Annotated in this window: 17 protein-coding genes; 8 read left to right on the top strand and 9 right to left on the bottom strand. The window is 69.6% G+C overall.

Annotated features, from left to right (window positions below):
- Nucleotides 1–91 precede the first annotated feature (91 nt).
- Entirely contained in the window at nucleotides 92–997 is a 906-nt protein-coding gene (locus AB0M27_RS15775; RefSeq protein WP_365721956.1) for an NYN domain-containing protein, read from the bottom strand.
- 207 nt (nucleotides 998–1204) lie between these two features.
- Between AB0M27_RS15775 and AB0M27_RS15770 the strand changes: the two genes are divergently transcribed.
- Nucleotides 1205–1357 carry a hypothetical protein gene (locus tag AB0M27_RS15770; RefSeq protein ID WP_365721928.1) on the top strand — a complete coding sequence of 51 codons (153 nt, stop codon included), beginning with the start codon at nucleotides 1205–1207 and terminating at the stop codon, nucleotides 1355–1357.
- A gap of 55 nt (nucleotides 1358–1412) precedes the next feature.
- On the opposite strand, the gene AB0M27_RS15765 is transcribed toward AB0M27_RS15770, so the two are convergent.
- The 3 genes from AB0M27_RS15765 to AB0M27_RS15755 all read right to left on the bottom strand — a co-directional run bounded on the left by AB0M27_RS15765 (nucleotide 1413) and on the right by AB0M27_RS15755 (nucleotide 3767).
- Entirely contained in the window at nucleotides 1413–2018 is a 606-nt protein-coding gene (locus AB0M27_RS15765) for a MarC family protein (RefSeq protein WP_365721926.1), read from the bottom strand.
- A 62-nt stretch (nucleotides 2019–2080) separates the two neighbouring features.
- Nucleotides 2081–2938 (bottom strand): PHP domain-containing protein, encoded by an 858-nt coding sequence (locus tag AB0M27_RS15760; RefSeq protein ID WP_365721924.1) that lies wholly within the window; start codon nucleotides 2936–2938, stop codon nucleotides 2081–2083.
- Nucleotides 2939–3125: 187 nt separating this feature from the next.
- The gene (locus AB0M27_RS15755; protein WP_365721922.1) at nucleotides 3126–3767 is read right to left on the bottom strand and encodes a DUF6758 family protein; all 642 of its coding nucleotides are present in this window, start codon (nucleotides 3765–3767) and stop codon (nucleotides 3126–3128) included.
- 117 nt (nucleotides 3768–3884) lie between these two features.
- Here AB0M27_RS15755 and AB0M27_RS15750 point away from each other — a divergent pair, with 117 nt between their 5' ends.
- Nucleotides 3885–5084, top strand: a complete 1200-nt coding sequence (locus AB0M27_RS15750) for an MFS transporter (RefSeq protein ID WP_365721920.1) — start codon at nucleotides 3885–3887, stop codon at nucleotides 5082–5084.
- Nucleotides 5085–5125: 41 nt separating this feature from the next.
- Here AB0M27_RS15750 and AB0M27_RS15745 read toward each other — a convergent pair whose 3' ends face one another.
- Nucleotides 5126–5710 carry a suppressor of fused domain protein gene (locus AB0M27_RS15745; protein WP_365721918.1) on the bottom strand — a complete coding sequence of 195 codons (585 nt, stop codon included), beginning with the start codon at nucleotides 5708–5710 and terminating at the stop codon, nucleotides 5126–5128.
- Nucleotides 5711–6195: 485 nt separating this feature from the next.
- On the opposite strand from AB0M27_RS15745, the gene AB0M27_RS15740 reads away from it, so the two are divergent.
- Both AB0M27_RS15740 and AB0M27_RS15735 read left to right on the top strand, forming a co-directional pair.
- Entirely contained in the window at nucleotides 6196–7326 is a 1131-nt protein-coding gene (locus tag AB0M27_RS15740) for a magnesium and cobalt transport protein CorA (RefSeq protein ID WP_365721916.1), read from the top strand.
- Nucleotides 7327–7350: 24 nt separating this feature from the next.
- Nucleotides 7351–7866 carry a hypothetical protein gene (locus tag AB0M27_RS15735; protein ID WP_365721914.1) on the top strand — a complete coding sequence of 172 codons (516 nt, stop codon included), beginning with the start codon at nucleotides 7351–7353 and terminating at the stop codon, nucleotides 7864–7866.
- A 129-nt stretch (nucleotides 7867–7995) separates the two neighbouring features.
- On the opposite strand, the gene AB0M27_RS15730 is transcribed toward AB0M27_RS15735, so the two are convergent.
- Complete coding sequence (locus AB0M27_RS15730; protein WP_365721912.1) at nucleotides 7996–8745, bottom strand: hypothetical protein; 750 nt, start codon at nucleotides 8743–8745, stop codon at nucleotides 7996–7998.
- A 226-nt stretch (nucleotides 8746–8971) separates the two neighbouring features.
- On the opposite strand from AB0M27_RS15730, the gene AB0M27_RS15725 reads away from it, so the two are divergent.
- The 4 genes from AB0M27_RS15725 to AB0M27_RS15710 all read left to right on the top strand — a co-directional run bounded on the left by AB0M27_RS15725 (nucleotide 8972) and on the right by AB0M27_RS15710 (nucleotide 13517).
- A complete protein-coding gene (locus tag AB0M27_RS15725) occupies nucleotides 8972–10264 on the top strand; it encodes a CBS domain-containing protein (RefSeq protein ID WP_365721909.1) in 1293 nt (430 codons plus the stop codon).
- On the top strand, nucleotides 10254–10868 hold the full coding sequence (locus AB0M27_RS15720) for a DUF1003 domain-containing protein (protein ID WP_365721907.1): 615 nt from the start codon (nucleotides 10254–10256) through the stop codon (nucleotides 10866–10868). The genes AB0M27_RS15725 and AB0M27_RS15720 overlap by 11 nt, the downstream gene beginning before the upstream one ends.
- A 43-nt stretch (nucleotides 10869–10911) precedes the next feature.
- On the top strand, nucleotides 10912–12045 hold the full coding sequence (locus AB0M27_RS15715; RefSeq protein WP_365721905.1) for an Mrp/NBP35 family ATP-binding protein: 1134 nt from the start codon (nucleotides 10912–10914) through the stop codon (nucleotides 12043–12045).
- An 809-nt stretch (nucleotides 12046–12854) separates the two neighbouring features.
- Complete coding sequence (locus AB0M27_RS15710; protein ID WP_365721903.1) at nucleotides 12855–13517, top strand: hypothetical protein; 663 nt, start codon at nucleotides 12855–12857, stop codon at nucleotides 13515–13517.
- A gap of 512 nt (nucleotides 13518–14029) precedes the next feature.
- Here the strand turns inward: AB0M27_RS15710 and AB0M27_RS15705 are convergent.
- The 3 genes from AB0M27_RS15705 to AB0M27_RS15695 form a co-directional block, all read right to left on the bottom strand.
- The gene (locus AB0M27_RS15705; RefSeq protein WP_365721901.1) at nucleotides 14030–14695 is read right to left on the bottom strand and encodes a hypothetical protein; all 666 of its coding nucleotides are present in this window, start codon (nucleotides 14693–14695) and stop codon (nucleotides 14030–14032) included.
- A gap of 239 nt (nucleotides 14696–14934) precedes the next feature.
- On the bottom strand, nucleotides 14935–15393 hold the full coding sequence (locus AB0M27_RS15700) for a sec-independent translocase (RefSeq protein ID WP_365721899.1): 459 nt from the start codon (nucleotides 15391–15393) through the stop codon (nucleotides 14935–14937).
- 84 nt (nucleotides 15394–15477) lie between these two features.
- On the bottom strand, nucleotides 15478–17367 hold the full coding sequence (locus tag AB0M27_RS15695; protein WP_365721954.1) for a trypsin-like peptidase domain-containing protein: 1890 nt from the start codon (nucleotides 17365–17367) through the stop codon (nucleotides 15478–15480).
- Nucleotides 17368–17579 lie beyond the last annotated feature (212 nt).

Raw genomic sequence — 17579 nt, 5'->3', positions numbered from 1 at the left:
ACTGGTCACACTTCCGTAGACACAGCCAGGCCCGAGCCCGCCGTTCCCACTACAAACGTCGAGGCCACAACCCCCAGATGCGGTTGCAGTACTAGTACTGCGTCCGCAGATGCTCCCAGAAGCCGTCCCTCAGGGCGCGGCGCAGGTCCGCCTGGCCGCGCAGGGAGTACTGGAGCAGGCCCTCGGCCTCGACCAGCAGGTCCTGGTCGACGGAGCCGGGGAGGTAGGGGTGGCCGGGGAGCAGTTCGACCAAGGCCTCGCGGCCTCGGGAGACGAGCCACTTCGCGGCGATCTGGGCGCCGACGAAGCGGACGTCGTCGCGGGTGGGGCGGGTGCCGGCGGTGGCGTCGTAGGCGGCGGCCGTGCGGCGGGAGACGTACGGCTTGAAGAACTCCAGGTCCAGGGTGCGCTGGCTGTCGACCTCCCAGAGGAGGGGTTCGGCCTGGTTGCGGCCTTCGGGGGCCTCGATGCCCCACAGGTGGACGCGGGCGCCGTAGCCCTGCGCGGCCTCGACCGCCGAGACCAGGTCCTCGTCGCCGCCGAGCAGGGCCGCGTCGCTGATCGCCCGGTGCCTCGCCAGTGATTCGAGGTCGCTGCGGATCAGGGAATCGACGCCCTTCTGCTGGTTGTTGGCGTTGAGGTTGCCGAGGCGCACCTTGACGTCGGGGAGTTCGGCGATGGATTGCTGCTCGGCGGTGTGGATGCGCCGGCGGGCGCCGTCGTACCAGTACACACGCAGCAGGCGGCTGTCCGCGAAGACCTGGCGGGCCCGGTCGATGAAGGCCTCGATCAGGCCCTCGGCGTCGAGGTCGAAGGCTCGGCGGTCCTCGGTCCCGGCGACCAGCCGGCCCGCGGCCGCGTACAGGTAACCCGCGTCGACGAAGATCGCGTGGGTGGAGGGCGTCTTCGCCACCTCGGCGAGCATGCGTTCCAGCAGCTCGTTCGTGCGGTCGATGCGGGCGCCCAGGGCCGCCAGGTCGTCGTTCATCGCCTCCATTGTCCCGTTGGTCACGCTGCGAACACAACCGCTCCCGATCGGTTCGGCACCCTCCCCTTACCACTCAGTAATTAGTCGTTCGAAAAATTTCTTTAGCGTAGGGAATGTTTGTAACAACCAGCCCGTTGACTACTGACGAGGCCGGAGACATCTCCGGCCCACCAAGTAGTTCTCCTCAGGAGGATGACCAGACGAAGGGAGAAGCCCATGCGCTTCGAGATCATGCGACTCGACGAGGTCAACGGCACCACCGTGGACAGCACCGTCGTAGACGCCGCCTCCGTCAACCGGATCGTTCAGCAGGCCGCCGCCATCGGACAGCGCCTGTGGATCCGCCCGGCCGACACCCAGGCCTCGTAACGCTCACGCGCTGCGCGCCACTCAAGCTTTCCGGGGGAGCCGAGCCGACGAGGGCTCAGCTCCCCCGGATGACCTGAGTGATCCCGTTGATGATCTGCTGGACGGCGATCGCGGAGAGCATCATGCCCGCGAGCCGCGTCACCAGTACGACACCGCCGTCCTTGATGACCCGGATGATCAACAGCGAGTAACGCATCACCAGCCACAGCACGACATGGATCGCGAGGATCGCGGTCCACACCGAGACCTGCGTGGCCACACTGTCGGCCTTCTGCACGGCCAGGATCACGGACACGATCGCCCCGGGCCCGGCCAGCAGCGGCATGCCCAGCGGCACGAGCGCCACGTTCACGTCCTTGGTCTGCTTCGGCTCGTCGGTCTTGCCGGTGAGCAGGTCCAGCGCGATCAGCAGAAGCAACAGACCGCCCGCGATCATCAGCGCGGGCACGGAGACGTGCAGGTAGTCGAGGATCTGGTGGCCCAGGACGCCGAAGGTGGCGATGACCCCGCCCGCCACGCACACGGCCTGGAAGGCCATGCGCTTCTGCACCTTGGCCGGACGGCCGGCGGTGAGGGCGAGGAAGATCGGGGTGATCCCAGGGGGATCCATGATGACAAAAAGGGTCAGAAACAGAGAGCCGAAGACGGCGATGTCGAACATGGGGGAAGTACTGGCCTTGCTGGAAAGGGTGAACTACGGGCGCGGACGGGCCCCTTGGGGCCTCAGGCCCCGCCGGTCCCCGGCACGGGAAACGCCCCGGTGGCCCGTCGTGTGATCTCCCCGTACACCTCGGGGTCGGTCGTGTACGCGCCCAGCGTCACGGTCTTGCGACTGCCGTGGTAGTCCGAGGAGCCCGTGACCAGCAGGTCCAGTTCCTTCGCCAGGCCCCGCAGCCGGTCGCGCGCTTCGGCGTCGTGGTCCATGTGATCGACCTCGATGCCGTCGAGACCGGCCTCGGCCATCTCCGCGATCCGCGCCTCCGGGACCGTACGGCCGCGCTTGGCGGCGGCCGGGTGCGCGAACACACAGACCCCGCCCGCGTTCTTGACCAGCCGGATCGCCTCGAAGGGGTCCGTCTCGTGCTTCTCCACGAAGGCCCGACCGCCGTCGGCCAGCCACTCCTCGGTGAACGCGTCGCTCACCGTCGGCACGACGCCCAGCTCGACCAGCGCCGTCGCGACATGCGGACGCCCCACGGAACCGCCGGCCGCGATCCGCTCGACCTGCTCCCAGGTGACCGGCACGCCCAGCCCGTTGAGCTTGGCGATCATGCCCTTGGCCCGCGGCACCCGGTCGTCCCGCACCAGCTCACGCTCGGCGAGCAGGGCGGGCTCCTCGGGGTCGAAGAGGTAGGCCAGCATGTGCATCGAGATGCCGTCGATACGACACGACAACTCGGCACCAGTGACCAGCGTGAGCCCCTCGGGCAGCGCGGCGATCGCCTCGGCGTACCCACGGGTGGTGTCGTGATCGGTCAGCGCGACGACGTCCAGCCCAGCCACGGCGGCATTGCGCACCAGCTCGGCCGGGGTGTCCGTACCGTCGGATGCCGTGGAGTGACAGTGCAGATCGACGCGCACGGTGACTCCAGACGAGGACGGCTACGGAAGGGGACACCTAAGGATAGCGGGGTTTTCCAGTCCCCCCGTCACACCCGCAATCCATCAGCGCCCCCTACTGCAACACCTCAGGGGCGAGAGGAACTGCGCGAGCAACCACGAAGCACCCGCACCCGCCGACGCGCAGAACCCCCCGCCCCAGTGGGCGCTACGGCCGAAGCAAGCGCGGCGACAACGCTCCGAAGGGCACCAGATCCAGCTCCGCCCCCGCGTCCCGCAGATCCGTCAGCACCAACTCGTCGTACATGAGCAGGCCCGCCTGCTCGGGCCACATCACCGCCCACACCCACATGCCGAGTGCCTCACCGGCGAAGACGGCCCGGTCGTCGGGGGTGCGGTAGACGTGCCAGAGCGGGGTCGGGCGCCCGGCTGCCAGCACCTTGGCCTGGGGCGGCTTCTCGACGTTCATGTACGACCCCGGGTCGGGGCCGTCGATGCCCGCGTACCTCGCGCCGAGGCCGACGCCGAGTTCCTCGGCCACCAGGATGAGCTCACCCGGGCCGCCCAGCGGGCCGGGTCCGGAGCAGGCGACGGCGGTCGCGCGGCCACCGCTGCGGTCGTCACCCGCGTAGGCCACGCCCGTGAAGAGCCAGCCGACCGGCAGCGGCCAGGGCAACCACAGCGGAACGTGCGTGCGGCGCACGACGGCAGCGAGGGCTTCCACACTGGGCGGGATCACGGGCTGCAGCGGATACACCGTGCCGTGCACATCGCACTGCCACGAATCGGCGAAGAGACCGGGCGCCCTGACCCGGCCACCGCACCTCGGGCAACTGGGTTCGCCCCTCATAGGGCTCCACGGTCCTACCCCGGCCCGCCCACGTCAAGGACGATCACCCGTCCGACAAATTCGATGTCATCTACATTAATTAGCAGAACTAACTTGTGATGGGAGTGGGGACTACAGATGGACTTGCTGCGGCAGCCCGAGGCGGTCTGGGCCACGGCCGGCGCCTCCGTCGTCGCTTTCATGGGCATCGGCCTGGTCGACCCGATCCTGCCGTCGATCGCGCAGGGCCTGCACGCCACCGCCGGCCAGGTGTCCCTGCTCTTCACCTCGTACTTCCTGATCACCGCCGCGGCGATGCTGCTGACCGGGTTCGTCTCCAGCCGCATCGGCGGCCGCAGGACGCTGCTGCTCGGCCTCGCCTTCGTGGTCGTCTTCGCCGGCCTGGCCGGTACCTCGGACAGCGTCGGCCAGCTGGTCGGCTTCCGGGCGGGGTGGGGCCTCGGCAACGCGCTCTTCGTCTCGACCGCGCTCGCGGCGATCGTCGGCGCGGCCGCCGGAGGCAGCGCGGCGGCGATCCTGCTGTACGAGTCCGCGCTCGGCCTCGGCATGGCCTGCGGCCCGCTGCTCGGCGCGGCCCTCGGCAACCTCAGCTGGCGCTACCCCTTCTTCGGCACGGCCACGCTGATGGCGATCGGCTTCCTGTGCATCACGGCGCTCCTGAAGGAGCAGCCGAAGCCGGCCCGCAAGACCTCGGTCCTGGACCCGATCAGGGCGCTCGGCCACGGCGGTCTCGCCACGGCCGCGATCTCCGCGTTCTTCTACAACTACACGTTCTTCACGGTGCTGGCCTTCACGCCGTTCGTGCTGGACATGACCCCGTACCGCTCCGGCGCAGTGTTCTTCGCCTGGGGCGTGCTGCTGGCGGTCTTCTCCGTGATCGTGGCGCCGCGCACGCAGGAGCGCTTCGGCTCGCTGAAGGTGCTCGGCGGCTCGCTGGTGCTGCTCGCCGCGGACGTCCTGGTCCTCGGCTACGGCGACCACACCACCGCGATCGTCTGCACGATCCTGTCCGGCGCGCTGATCGGCGTGAACAACACCGTCTACACCGAGCTGGCCCTCGGGGTGTCGGACGCCCCGCGCCCGGTCGCGAGCGCGGGCTACAACTTCGTCCGCTGGTTCGCGGCCGCCGCCGCGCCCTACTTCGCGCCGAAGATCGAGGAGTGGAGCGACATCCACATCCCGTTCTTGGTGGCGGCGGTCACCGCGCTGCTGGGTGCGGCCGTGGTTGCCGTACGGCGCCGGGCCCTCGCTCACGAGGCGGAGGAAGTGGAGACGTCGCACGCCACCGAGGACGGCGTCACCGTCTTTGCCAACTGACCGAATCCGGCCTGGCGTTGGTGAGATCGGTCACTTCCGGATCAGTCGAGCGCGACGGACCTGCGGGCGGGATCCCTCAGGTCGGTCCCGTTCGCGAGCCACCGCTCCTGCAGCGCCGGGGCGCCGTGCACTCGCTTCCAGGCGGCCTCGTTCGGGGTCATCGGCAGCAGCGGCAGGAACCGTACGGGCTCCATCGGGTCGTCCAGCTCCAGGTCCTCGACCAGGCCGCCGGGCTCGCCCACCAGCACCGAGGTGAAGGGGGCACCGGGCCACAGCGGCTCACCGACGTCCAGGGAGGCGCCCGGGGTCACGATGAGCCCCTCCACCTGCGGGGTTGCGGCCAGCACGGCGAGCGGGCGGAGCACCTTGTCGGTGTCGGCGAGGCCCGCACGGACGGAGAGGACCAGCTCGGCGCGGGGGCCCTTGACCGGGTCGGCGAGCATCGCGCCGGGGTCCGTCATGGGGTGCGCTGACATGCCGAGGGTGGCGTAGCGCACGACGTCCCCCTCGCTGAATCGGAGCACCTCGATGCGGTCCGTGCCGAGGAAGGTGACGGCGGCGCGCGCGTCCGGTTCGCCCAGCGCGGTGGTCAACCGTGCTTCGACCAGAGGAAGAACATCAACCATGCCGCGAGCATAGAACTCGTCAGTAGCGGGCAAAGCGGCGCCTTGACACATGGCGTGGCTGCTACGCTGAGCCGGTGGTTCGGGACAGCACGTAGAAGCGTCGCTATCGAGTCCCGACGCCGATGAGACTCCCTTACGAGGGACCGGCCGGAGGAGGTGGGGCTGTCATGGATCGAAGTCGACCGTGCAGTACCACTCGCTCTTCCGCCCGTTGATGTAGTCACTGGCTGTTTCTGGCTGTCCGACGCCTTCCCGTGCGCGTTGCCCTTCGGAAGAGCACTTCGTTTCGCTTTGCCCTGATCGTCTGATCACCCGATCTGTCTGATCGAATCAGTTCTGCATCAGTAGCGAAGTCGCCACCGCGACGGTGCGGTGCTCCCCGCTTTGTGGACGTGCCAAACATCCCGCAGTCAGGACGTCCCCATTCCGGGTAGTTCCACCCGTCGCCGGCGGTCTTTCGTTGCCTGTCGCGAAGGAGCCTGCCCATGTCGATGATCCGCGACCTGCGCGCCGTGGTCCGTCCGTCCCGCGTCTCGCCGCGCAAGCCCACGAGCACGTCGAACGTGTCGTACGACACCACCCGTGACCCGGCCACCCCCTCGGCCGTCGTGGACTGCGCCGTCTACCGCGACGGCAGGCGCGTGGCGAGCGCCAAGCCGCTCAGCCCGCACGAGGCGATGCGGCAGGTACGGCGCGCCGGCGGCTTCGTGTGGATCGGTCTGCACGAGCCGACCGAGGCCGAATTCGCCGGTATCGCGAGCGAGTTCGGACTGCACCCGCTGGCCGTGGAGGACGCGGTGCAGGCCCACCAGCGGCCCAAGCTGGAGCGGTACGACGACTCGCTCTTCACCGTGTTCAAGACCATCCACTACGTCGAGCACGACCGGCTCACCGCCACCAGCGAGGTCGTGGAGACCGGCGAGGTCATGTGCTTCACCGGCCGGGACTTCTTCATCACCGTCCGGCACGGCGGCCAGGGCTCGCTCAGGGCGCTCCGGCACCGGCTGCAGGACGACCCGGAGCTGCTCGCCAAGGGCCCCTCGGCCGTGCTGCACGCGATCGCCGACCACGTCGTGGACGGCTACATCGCGGTCGCCGACGCGGTGCAGGACGACATCGACGAGGTGGAGACCGAGGTCTTCTCGCCGGGCCGCAAGGGCGGGGTGTCCCGTGGTGTGGACTCGGCGCGGATCTACCAACTCAAGCGTGAGGTACTGGAGTTCAAGCGTGCGGTGGCGCCGCTGCTGCGCCCGATGCAGTTGCTGAGCGAGCGGCCGATGCGGCTGGTCGACCCGGACATCCAGAAGTACTTCCGGGACGTCGCCGACCACCTCGCCCGGGTCCAGGAGCAGGTGCTGGGCTTCGACGAACTCCTCAACTCCATCCTCCAGGCCAACCTGGCACAGGCATCCGTCGCGCAGAACGAGGACATGCGCAAGATCACCGCCTGGGCCGCGATCATCGCCGTGCCGACGATGGTGTGCGGTGTGTACGGCATGAACTTCAAGTACATGCCGGAGCTGCACTGGAAGTACGGCTACCCGGTGATCATGGGCATCACGGTCGCCATCTGTCTCGGCATCCACCGCACGCTGAAGCGCAACGGCTGGCTGTGAGCGGGCGCTGGATAGGCTGGACGCATGACAAGCGAGCTGCTCGACCGGGCCCTCATCGAGGAGGCCTGCAAGAAGTCCGGCCTCATCTGGGTCAGGGGCACCGGGGCCTCCGCCGCGCGTGCGCTGTGGCACGTGTGGCACGAGGGCGCGGTGTGCCTGGTCGGCGACGGGCCCGGTGAACAGCCGCTGGAGGGGCTGGTCGACGGGGGCACCGCCGAGGTGACCGTGCGCAGCAAGGACAAGGGTGGCCGGCTGGTGACGTTCCCCGCGACCGTGTCCGAGCTGCCCTCCGGCTCCGAGGAGTGGGAGGCGGCCGTCGCCGAACTGAAGGGCAAGCGCCTGAACGCCCCCGACGGGGAGCAGATGCCGGCCCGCTGGGCACGTGAGTGCCGGGTGCTGCGCCTGGCTCCGGCGGGGTCTGGGGTGCCGTTGCCCGACGGCAGCTTGGCGGAGCGACCGGTTGCGACTCCTGCGACTACGCGTCGGCCGGTCCCGGCGGGCTTGCCGAAGCTTCTCGCCAAGCGCCGGAAGGGACGGTAGCGGCCGGTACCGGCATTCCCTGCTCCACCCGCCCTCTTTCTCCGGCGCGACGGCGATCAGCCACGACGGCGGTGATCGGCGGTGCCGATCCACGCCCGGCCCGCCCGACAGGCCCTCCCGACCGAACGGTTAGGACGCCGGCAGCTGCTTGCCGTAATCGACGGTCTCACCCTTCGCGGGCTCGGCTACGGCGAAGTCCTTACCCCAGTCGGAGAAGCTGAGCGTGCCCGCCCCGCCGCCGCGGACCAGCCGGAGGGGATACGGGGTGCCCTCGAGGGAGACGTCGAGGCTGCCGCCGGAGCCCTTGTCGCCGGTGATGCGGATGGTGCGGGTACCCGCGTCGTCGTGGTGGCCGTCCGTCGCCAGTGTGCCGTGCAGTGTGAGCAGTCCGTCGAGGAGGACGTCCTTGTCCGTGAAGCCGCTGAACTTCCGGTACGCGGGGTCTGCCTGCGGCACCTTCACGTACTTGCCGTTCAGCTTCTCCGCCGCACCGTCGCCGCCGTCCTTGCCGTCGGCCTGGTTCCAGAAGTCCGCGTCGGCCTTCAGATACAGCTGCTTCCCGACCCGCAGCAGCTTGAAGGTCGCCCCCTTCGAGGTCACCGACCCGGTGCCGCCGTCGGCCTTCAGCCGCATGTCCAGCTGGTACGTACGGCCGCTGGTGACCACGGTGCCGGACAGCCGTACCGCCGATGTCCCCTGCGCGGCCGCCCGGGCCTTCGCCTGGATCTTGTCGGCGGGCAGCTTGCCCACGCCGTTCGTCCCCGCGTCCGGATCCTCGCCGCCGCACCCGGCCAGCACCGCGGAACCCGTCATGGCGAGTGCGCAGATCGCGGTCGCCAGCGCGGCCCGGCGGGTACGGCCCTGGAGAATCGCAGTCACAGGTGGGGTCGCCTTTCTGACGGTTCCTGAGCGGCGTGAGGCAGCGTACCGGTGCCCCGGCCGCCCGGCGGAGCCAGTTCGTCCGGACCCCCCACCAGGGCGTATCCGACCGGTACGGGCTAGCCTGAAGCGCACCCGAGCGGGCAAATCCGAGCAATTCACAAAGAAAGCGGAACGGCCCAGTAAAGGGCGATTCCCAGGCCACGTCAGCAGAGGAAACAGAGCCATGGCAGCCGGCGCCCCCCGGATCTTCGTCTCGCACCTCGCCGGGGTCCCCGTCTTCGACCCGAACGGCGACCAAGTGGGCCGCGTGCGCGACCTGGTCGTGATGCTGCGCGTGGGCCGCAGGCCCCCACGGCTGCTCGGGCTGGTCGTCGAACTGACCACCCGGCGCCGTATCTTCCTGCCCATGACCCGGATCACCGGCGTCGAGTCCGGGCAGGTCATCACCACCGGCGTGATGAACGTCCGGCGCTTCGAGCAGCGGCCCACCGAGCGGCTGGTCTTCGGCGAGCTGCTGGACCGGCGGGTGACGCTGGTGGAGACCCGCGAGGAGGTCACCGTCCTCGACCTGTCCGTGCAGCAGCTGCCGGCCCGCCGCGACTGGGAGGTCGACCGCGTCTTCGTCCGCAAGGGCAAGAAGGCGAGCGCCTTCCGGCGGGCCAAGGGCGAGACGCTGACCGTCGAGTGGTCGGCCGTCACCGGCTTCTCTCTGGAGGAGCACGGACAGGGCGCCGAGAGCCTGCTCGCCACCTTCGAGCAGCTGCGCCCCGCCGACCTCGCCAACGTCCTGCACCACCTGTCCCCCAAGCGGCGCGCCGAGGTCGCCGCCGCGCTCGACGACGACCGCCTGGCCGACGTACTCGAAGAACTCCCGGAGGACGACCAGATCGAGATCCTCGGCAAGCTGAAGGAGGAACGCGCGGCGGACGTCCTGGAGGCCATGGACCCCGACGACGCGGCCGACCTGCTCGGCGAGCTGCCCGAGGCGGACAAGGAGCGGCTGCTGAGCCTGATGCAGCCGAGCGACGCGGCCGACGTGCGCCGGCTGATGTCGTACGAGGAGCACACCGCCGGCGGTCTGATGACCACCGAGCCGATCGTGCTGCGCCCGGACGCCACCGTCGCCGACGCGCTCGCCCGGGTCCGCAACCCCGACCTCTCCCCGTCTCTCGCCGCCCAGGTCTACGTCTGCCGCCCGCCGGACGAGACCCCGACCGGCAAGTACCTGGGCACGGTCCACTTCCAGCGGCTGCTGCGCGAGCCGCCCTACAACCTGGTCAGCTCCATCGTCGACACCGACCTGCAGCCGCTCGACCCGGATGCGGCGCTGCGCGTCATCGCCGGGTTCTTCGCCACGTACGACATGGTCGCCGCGCCCGTCGTGGACGAGTCCGGGTCCCTGCTCGGCGCGGTCACCGTGGACGACGTACTCGACCACATGCTGCCCGAGGACTGGCGGGAGACCGAGTTCCACCTGAACGACGAGAACGAGGGGGTGGGTACCTATGGCTCCTGAGCGTGACACCGCGACCCGCGAGCGCACCCCGTCGGGCGCCACGGCCGCCACCCGGCCCCGTGCGCCCCGGCTGGACCAGCCCCGCCCGCCGCGCCGCCGGTTGCTGCCCGAGTGGGACCCGGAGGCCTTCGGCCGGCTGTCGGAGCGGATCGCCCGCTTCCTGGGCACGGGACGCTTCATCGTCTGGATGACGGCCGTCATCATCCTGTGGGTGCTGTGGAACATCGCCGCGCCCCACCAGCTGCGCTTCGACGAATACCCCTTCATCTTCCTGACCCTGGCGCTGTCCCTGCAGGCCTCCTACGCGGCCCCGCTGATCCTCCTCGCACAGAACAGGCAGGACGACCGCGACCGGGTCAACCTGGAGCAGGACCGCAAGCAGAACGAGCGGTCCATCGCCGACACCGAGTACCTGACCCGGGAGATCGCCGCGCTGCGCCTGGGCCTCGGCGAAGTCGCGACCCGCGACTGGATCCGCTCGGAACTGCAGGACCTGGTCAAGGAACTGGAGGACAGGCGACGACACGACGGGCACCCCGGGCATGTCGTATTCCCGGCGGAACGGTCGGATCGGCCTCCGGGACGTGACACAGACGACCGCTGAGGGGCATCCCGGACGGCCCTCGGCGCGCCGTACCATCGTGCTTATGGCTACGGAAGACGCGGTGCGCGAGGCACTGGCGACAGTGAACGACCCCGAGATCAACCGACCCATCACCGAACTGGGGATGGTCAAATCGGTGGATATCGGGGAGGACGGCGCGGTCGCGGTCACCGTGTACCTGACGGTCTCCGGCTGCCCCATGCGCGAGACGATCACCCAGCGCGTCACCGAGGCGGTCTCCCGGGTCGAGGGCGTCACCCGCGTCGACGTCACGCTCGACGTGATGAGCGACGAGCAGCGCAAGGAGCTGGCGACGGCCCTGCGCGGCGGCCAGGCCGAGCGCGAGGTCCCCTTCGCCAAGCCCGGCAGCCTCACCCGCGTCTACGCGGTCGCCTCCGGCAAGGGCGGCGTCGGCAAGTCCTCGGTGACGGTGAACCTGGCGGCCGCCATGGCCGCCGACGGCCTCAAGGTGGGCGTCGTCGACGCCGACATCTACGGCCACAGCGTGCCGCGCATGCTGGGCGCGGACGGCCGTCCCACCCAGGTCGAGAACATGATCATGCCGCCGTCGGCGAACGGCGTGAAGGTCATCTCCATCGGCATGTTCACCCCGGGCAACGCCCCGGTCGTGTGGCGCGGCCCGATGCTGCACAGGGCGCTCCAGCAGTTCCTGGCGGACGTGTACTGGGGCGACCTGGACGTCCTGCTCCTGGACCTGCCGCCCGGCACCGGCGACATCGCCATCTCGGTCGCCCAGCTGATCCCGAACGCCGAGATCCTGGTTGTCACCACGCCCCAGCAGGCGGCGGCCGAGGTCGCCGAGCGCGCGGGCTCCATCGCGGTCCAGACCCACCAGAAGATCGTCGGCGTGGTCGAGAACATGTCCGGTTTGCCCTGCCCGCACTGCGGCGAGATGGTCGACGTCTTCGGCACGGGCGGCGGCCAGATGGTCGCCGACGGCCTCACCCGCACCACGGGTACGACAGTCCCGGTCCTCGGCAACATCCCGATCGACGTCCGCCTCCGCGAGGGCGGCGACGAGGGCAAGCCGGTGGTCCTGACCGACCCGGACTCCCCCGCGGGCAGCGCGCTCAAGGCGATCGCCGGCAAGCTGGGAGGGCGCCAGCGGGGTCTTTCGGGCCTGTCGCTGGGGATCACCCCGAAGAACAAGTTCTGAAATCGCCAGCCTGTGGTCTGCGGCTCCGTCATTGGTCAACCTTCTGACCAGCGGCGGAGCCGTCGACGTTTGTCAGCGTTGGTTGTCGTTGAGCGACCCCGCACGGCCCATGGACGGCCCGAGCGGGGGTGTCGCGGCGTGCCCCTCGATGCGAACTGTGGGCACGGTGGCCACTGGGGTTTGCTGGGCACGTCACACGGTCATTTGAGGCCGCTGGTAGTCGTGAGTGGTTGCAGTGGTCGCTGCCCTTCCCTGCTCTACAGCAACCGCGCTGACCGCCGCTTTACAAGTTCGACCAACTGAGCGGCCCGCCTGCGTGCCAGGGCCATGGCCGGGCCCAGTCAGTGCCCTGGGCGTCGCCCATGGTCGCTCCAGTGCGCTGACGTTGCCGTCAGAGTTTGCCGTCATGACTTCTTCGTCCCTCAGACGCCACCCCGGGGCGCCCGCAGCATGGGTCGGGGCAGCGCCTCGCACGGTATCGGGCCGCACCGACAGCCGTCTCCTACGTGCGGGGGGATGCTCTGTGGGTGACGCTGGGCTCATGATCCGATATCGCGCGATCGCATTCCGCCGTCCCTGATGGGTGGCCGAAGGGGCGTCCAGCTCGCGCGTGAAGCAGGACGGTGCCGATGAACGAACGTCCCAACCAGTCGGGTGATCGGCCTGGGCAACCGCGGGATACCTCGGCTGCGCCTTGGCGTAGGGGAAGCGGGAGCCCTAAACCGCCGAGCGGCCCTCCACCTGGTCCCACCTACGGGACCCCGGGTTCTGCTCCACCTCCGCGACGCCCATGGCGGCGCACGCCTCGCGTGGTCGTCGGTCTTGCCGTTGCCGTCGCCGTCGTCGCGGTCACTGTGGTGCTTGCCGTTGTTCTCCGCGGCGGCAAAGGCGAGAAAGCGCCGCGCGTCAGCTCGTCCTCCGCGGCTCTGCAATCCGCGAAGCGTGTCGCGCTGACGCCCCCGGACTGGGGTTCTGGTTTTGTGCAAGACGACCCTTACGAAAACGATGATTTGAATACGTATTTCCTCGATAGCGGTTGCAAAAACGTGCAGGCGCCGCTTGCCAGTGCCCTTGCGGAAGTGCGGCGAAACGTGAAGACATCGGACCGGACCGTATATGCCTACTCTTCGGTCACCGTTTACAGCTCGCCCGCCTTCGCTCAGGCGGACGCCGCCCGAACCCGACAGGATGGCCAGCGGTGCCCGAAACAGACCGACACTATGAGTAAGACACGGTGGGAAGGCGTTCACGAGGTCGCCGTTCCAACATTGAAGGGTCTTGACGACATGGCGGTTGAGGAAGGGCGTCAGGTCGCGGATCAAACCGGCAAGGCCATGAACAACTACTACACATATCTCACAGCCCGCCAAGGGCAGTTCCTGATGCAGGTGTTCGTCACTCGCGCTGACTCGCAGGACGGGAATCTCAACGATGCGATCAACGCCCTATCGACCATGTTGAGGCGTCTTTAGGAGAGGCGGGTCCAGCTATGCAGGCGACCGACTGCACAGGTGCCCGGTACTGCCCGGGTGCCGTCCGGCCGCGCCGGCCATGTTGAAGCCACAAAGCCCTACAAATGAAGCCAATACGACAATCGCAGTAACGGCGCTCACTACTGGTTCTCCGCGGCACTGCATCGCTCCAAGCGAGCGCCACGTGTCCGCCGACTGCCGCAAAGGCGCAACACCCTGCGGACCAAACGAGTGCCGTCCTGCTATGGAGTCGCCTCCATTACCGTTTTCCATTGAAGTGCCCGCCACGCGTCGGTCCTGCTCGGCGCCGGCCCGAGCACGGCCCCGGATGGCTCGGAAGGTCGGTGCTGCTGCTTTACCAGAGGAACAAGTTCTAAGAACTTTTCGGTACAGGGCGAGGGGACTTACCCAGGGGCGCAGGGAACTGCGCGAGCACCACAACGCAACCGCACCCGCCGGACATCAATGAGCCCTACGGCGAAGGGGCGCCGAAAACAACCGACGCCCCTTTGTCACGCGTAAGCGGAAACGTCCTTCACCACGGCGAATCCGAGCCCATACGCACTCATCCCCCGGCCATACGCACCCAAGTGCACCCCAGCCTCAGTAGTACCGGCGAGCACCCACCCGAACTCCGACTCCCGGTAATAGAAAGAGGCCGCAACCCCGTCCACCGGAAGAGATAGCCGACTCCACTCCGGCCCCTCAAGATCGTCGGCCAAAGCCCACGCCGTCTCCGTCTGCTGGTCCAGCCAGTCGTCCCGCAGACTGTGGTCCATCTGCCCGGGCCAGGTGAACGACAGCAGCCCCACCCCGGCCAGCCACGCCGCCGAGGACACCGACGTGGCCTCCAGCAGTCCCGTACCGTCGGCGCTCCTGCGGGGCGGCTGCGCGGCGACGGTGACGACCACCGCGAACTTCTCCCGCGGCTCACCGGCGGAGCCGGCCTCGCCCCGTACGGAGGGCTCGTCGCCGTGCCCGATCGATCCGTGCTCGACGGCACCGTCGGCCGCCATACCGACCTGCATCAGCCAGCGCGGCCCGGTGAACGCCTCGTCGAGGCCGTACCACGGGAAGGGCGCCTGCAGATAACCGTCGACCGTACGCCGGGCGAAGGGGAGCTGCTGTCCATCCTCCGCGGCCGGCGCCTGCGCGCCCACCCGACTCGTCGTCTCCATCTGCCCGGACGCCTCCTCGCTCTCGTCGGACCGGGATGGCCCGCCCCCCTTCGGGCGTACTCGCCGGTCCGCACAACAACTCGGCAGCATATCCACACCGGTGAGAGCCTCAGGGCAGGCGCTGGACGCGTGGGTCGTGCGAACGACCTGATCAGGCCGTGTGCGACGGGTGCGTGTTATGAAACGCGTCACGTGCGCGGCATGCGCCCGCGTGCGCGTGTCGGCGCGGGGACGTGCGACTAGGTGGCGTCCGCGTCGAAGGGCGGCCGCTCATCCTTGCCGGGCTCCTCCGGCTTCTTGGTCATGTCGATACGCCCGGAGGAGGCCGAACCCGAGGAAGACGCAGACGACGAGGAGGACGAGGACGCTTCGCTCTCCCGCCCGTGGACGGCGTCCGTGACCTCGGCCATCTCCGTCTTCAGGTCGAACCCGTTGCGGATCTCCTTCAGGCCCAGCTCGTCGTTGTCCAGCTGCTTGCGGATGAACGTCTTCGGGTTGAGGTCCTCGAACTCGAAGTCCTTGAACTCCGGGCCCAGCTCCTCGCGGATGTCCTGCTTGGCGCTCTCCGAGAACTCGCGGATCTTCCGGACCGTGCGCGTGACGTCCTGGATGACCTTCGGGAGCTTGTCCGGACCGAAGACGAGCACGGCGAGCACGATGATCGTCACCAGCTCCAGCGGTCCTATGTCATTGAACACCTGACGCTCCTTGCGATGTCCTCGGTCGCTCAACGGTACCCGGCGTACCTGTCCGACCGGTACCGTCCCGAGGTGAGACTTGTGTCAGTTCTGCTCTGCCGCGCCCAGTCGGAGCGGGACCTCCCGGTCCGTGCCGTCGCGCCGGACCGTCAGCCGCAACTGGTCACCGGGCTGGTGGGCGCGGATCTTGACGATCAGCTCCTCGGCCGTGTGCACGCGCTGCCCGTCGACCTCGGTGATGACGTCGCCCGCCTTGAGACCGGCCCGTTCACCGGGGCCGCCCCGGGTCACGGCTGGGCCGCCGTTCGCGCTCTTGCCGTCGATGCGGGCGCCGTCGCCGGTGTACGCCATATTGAGCGTGACGCCGATCACCGGGTGGGTGGCGTGGCCGTCGTTGATCAGTTCCTCGGCGACGCGCTTGGCCTGGTTCACGGGGATGGCGAAGCCGAGACCGATGGAGCCGGCCTGTTCGCTGTCCGAGTCGGAGCCGCCGTCGGCGGAACGGATGGCGGAGTTGACGCCGATGACCTGGGCCCGCGAGTCGAGCAGCGGCCCCCCGGAGTTGCCCGGGTTGATGGGGGCGTCGGTCTGCAACGCGTCGACGTACGAGACATCGCTCCCGTCGCCCTTCTCCCCGCCGGCCGTGATGGGCCGCTCCTTGGCGCTGATGATGCCGGAGGTGACGGTGCCCGCGAGATCGAAGGGGGCGCCGATGGCGACGACGGGGTCACCGACCCGGACGTCGTCGGAGTTGCCGAGCGGCAACGGCGTGAGTCCGTGCACGCCATGGACCTGGACGACGGCGAGGTCGTAGCCGCTGTCGCGGCCGACCACCTTGGCCTTGACGGTGTCGCCGCTACTGAACGTCACGGATATCTCGCCGCCGGATCCGGCGGGCGCGACGACGTGGTTGTTGGTGAGGATGTGCCCCCGGGTGTCGAGCACGAAGCCGGTGCCGGTGTCGCTCTGCTCGGTCCCGGTGACGTGCAGGGTGACGACACTGGGCAGCGCGCGGGCGGCTATCCCGGCCACGCTGTCCGGCGCCCGCCCGACGGGCACGTGCCCGGCCTGCGGCAGATGTACGTCGTCCCCGAGCCCCTCCCGCTCCACCCAGGCACCGGCCACCCCGCCGATACCCGCGGCGACAAGGGCGATCGCGAGGGTCCACACAACCAACAGCCGCCTCCCCCGCCGCTTCCGCTGCCCCTCCGTGAGCACCCCGGCACCGGTCTGCTGCAACGCCCCCTGCCCGAACACCTGCTCCTTGGGCGACCCAGCGGCCCAGGGGTCATAACGCCGATCCGATTCCGCCGCTGAGGGGGGCGGGAGCGGGGGGCCTGCGGGGGTGGCGCCGCCGGGGGCGGCGGCCGCAGGGGCCGGAGCGCAGGGGGCGGGAACGCCAGCAGCTGGAGAGCCGGGAGCGGGAACGCCGGGGGCCAAGGCGGCAGGGGCGTGAGCGCCGGGGGCAGCAACGCCGGCGGTTGGAGCGCCAGGGGCGGGAACGCCAGCGGCTGGGATGCCGGGGGCAGGTGCTCCGGAGTCCGGAGCGCCGGGTGTGGGCGCCCCGGGGGCCGGGATGGGGGTGGTGCCGCCGGACACGGGTACGCCGGCTGCGGGGCTGTGCGGCCCTGGCGCGGGTGCGGATACGGCGGGTGCCGGGGTGTGCGGCCCCGGCACGGGTGCGGGTGTGGGCGCGGGCGCGGGCGCGGGTACACCGGCTACCGGTGCAGACGGGCCGGGTACGGGCGTGGGAGCGCCGGGGGCGGCCGCGCTCAGGGGTGCCGTCGGTGGGGCCGTGGGGGCGGGTACGGGCGTTCCGTGGGCCGCGGTGACCGCCGGGTGCTGTACGGGCGGTGCGGGCGCCCAGGGGCCCGGCTCGCCGTACGGCGGGGTGCTGTAGGGATCCGGGTCGTGCAATGGCTTGGGCCGCTCGGTGAGGGCCTCCCAGGTGCTGTCCCCGGGCTCGGGCGTCACGCCGTCCGCGGTAACCCCATCCACCCGGGCACCGCTCGTCGCGCCCGACACCGGCTTGGCCAGCTCGAAGTCTCCGTCGACCACGGCCTCGGCATTGTCCGCCCCGGCGTCCACCGCCCCCGCCTGCTCCCCCTCGGAGATCCGCATGGACTTTGCCGCAGTCTCCGGGCGTGCCAACTCGAAGTCGGTCGACTCAAGCCCCATCGGCATGT

Origin of the sequence: Streptomyces sp. NPDC052107 (genome assembly GCF_040680215.1) — a bacterium.
In the GTDB taxonomy this organism is placed as follows: domain Bacteria; phylum Actinomycetota; class Actinomycetes; order Streptomycetales; family Streptomycetaceae; genus Streptomyces.
Note: the sequence above shows the minus strand (reverse complement) of the source record. Positions and strands in the feature narration are given on the sequence as shown.

Excerpts from the sequence above, each read along its gene's own strand:
- AB0M27_RS15775 (WP_365721956.1), bottom strand. The coding sequence starts at position 997 with ATGGAGGCGATGAACGACGACCTGGCGGCCCTGGGCGCCCGCATCGAC.
- AB0M27_RS15770 (WP_365721928.1), top strand. The coding sequence starts at position 1,205 with ATGCGCTTCGAGATCATGCGACTCGACGAGGTCAACGGCACCACCGTG.
- AB0M27_RS15765 (WP_365721926.1), bottom strand. The coding sequence starts at position 2,018 with ATGTTCGACATCGCCGTCTTCGGCTCTCTGTTTCTGACCCTTTTTGTC.
- AB0M27_RS15755 (WP_365721922.1), bottom strand. The coding sequence starts at position 3,767 with ATGAGGGGCGAACCCAGTTGCCCGAGGTGCGGTGGCCGGGTCAGGGCG.
- AB0M27_RS15750 (WP_365721920.1), top strand. The coding sequence starts at position 3,885 with ATGGACTTGCTGCGGCAGCCCGAGGCGGTCTGGGCCACGGCCGGCGCC.
- AB0M27_RS15745 (WP_365721918.1), bottom strand. The coding sequence starts at position 5,710 with ATGGTTGATGTTCTTCCTCTGGTCGAAGCACGGTTGACCACCGCGCTG.
- AB0M27_RS15740 (WP_365721916.1), top strand. The coding sequence starts at position 6,196 with ATGTCGATGATCCGCGACCTGCGCGCCGTGGTCCGTCCGTCCCGCGTC.
- AB0M27_RS15735 (WP_365721914.1), top strand. The coding sequence starts at position 7,351 with ATGACAAGCGAGCTGCTCGACCGGGCCCTCATCGAGGAGGCCTGCAAG.
- AB0M27_RS15725 (WP_365721909.1), top strand. The coding sequence starts at position 8,972 with ATGGCAGCCGGCGCCCCCCGGATCTTCGTCTCGCACCTCGCCGGGGTC.
- AB0M27_RS15720 (WP_365721907.1), top strand. The coding sequence starts at position 10,254 with ATGGCTCCTGAGCGTGACACCGCGACCCGCGAGCGCACCCCGTCGGGC.
- AB0M27_RS15715 (WP_365721905.1), top strand. The coding sequence starts at position 10,912 with ATGGCTACGGAAGACGCGGTGCGCGAGGCACTGGCGACAGTGAACGAC.
- AB0M27_RS15705 (WP_365721901.1), bottom strand. The coding sequence starts at position 14,695 with ATGGAGACGACGAGTCGGGTGGGCGCGCAGGCGCCGGCCGCGGAGGAT.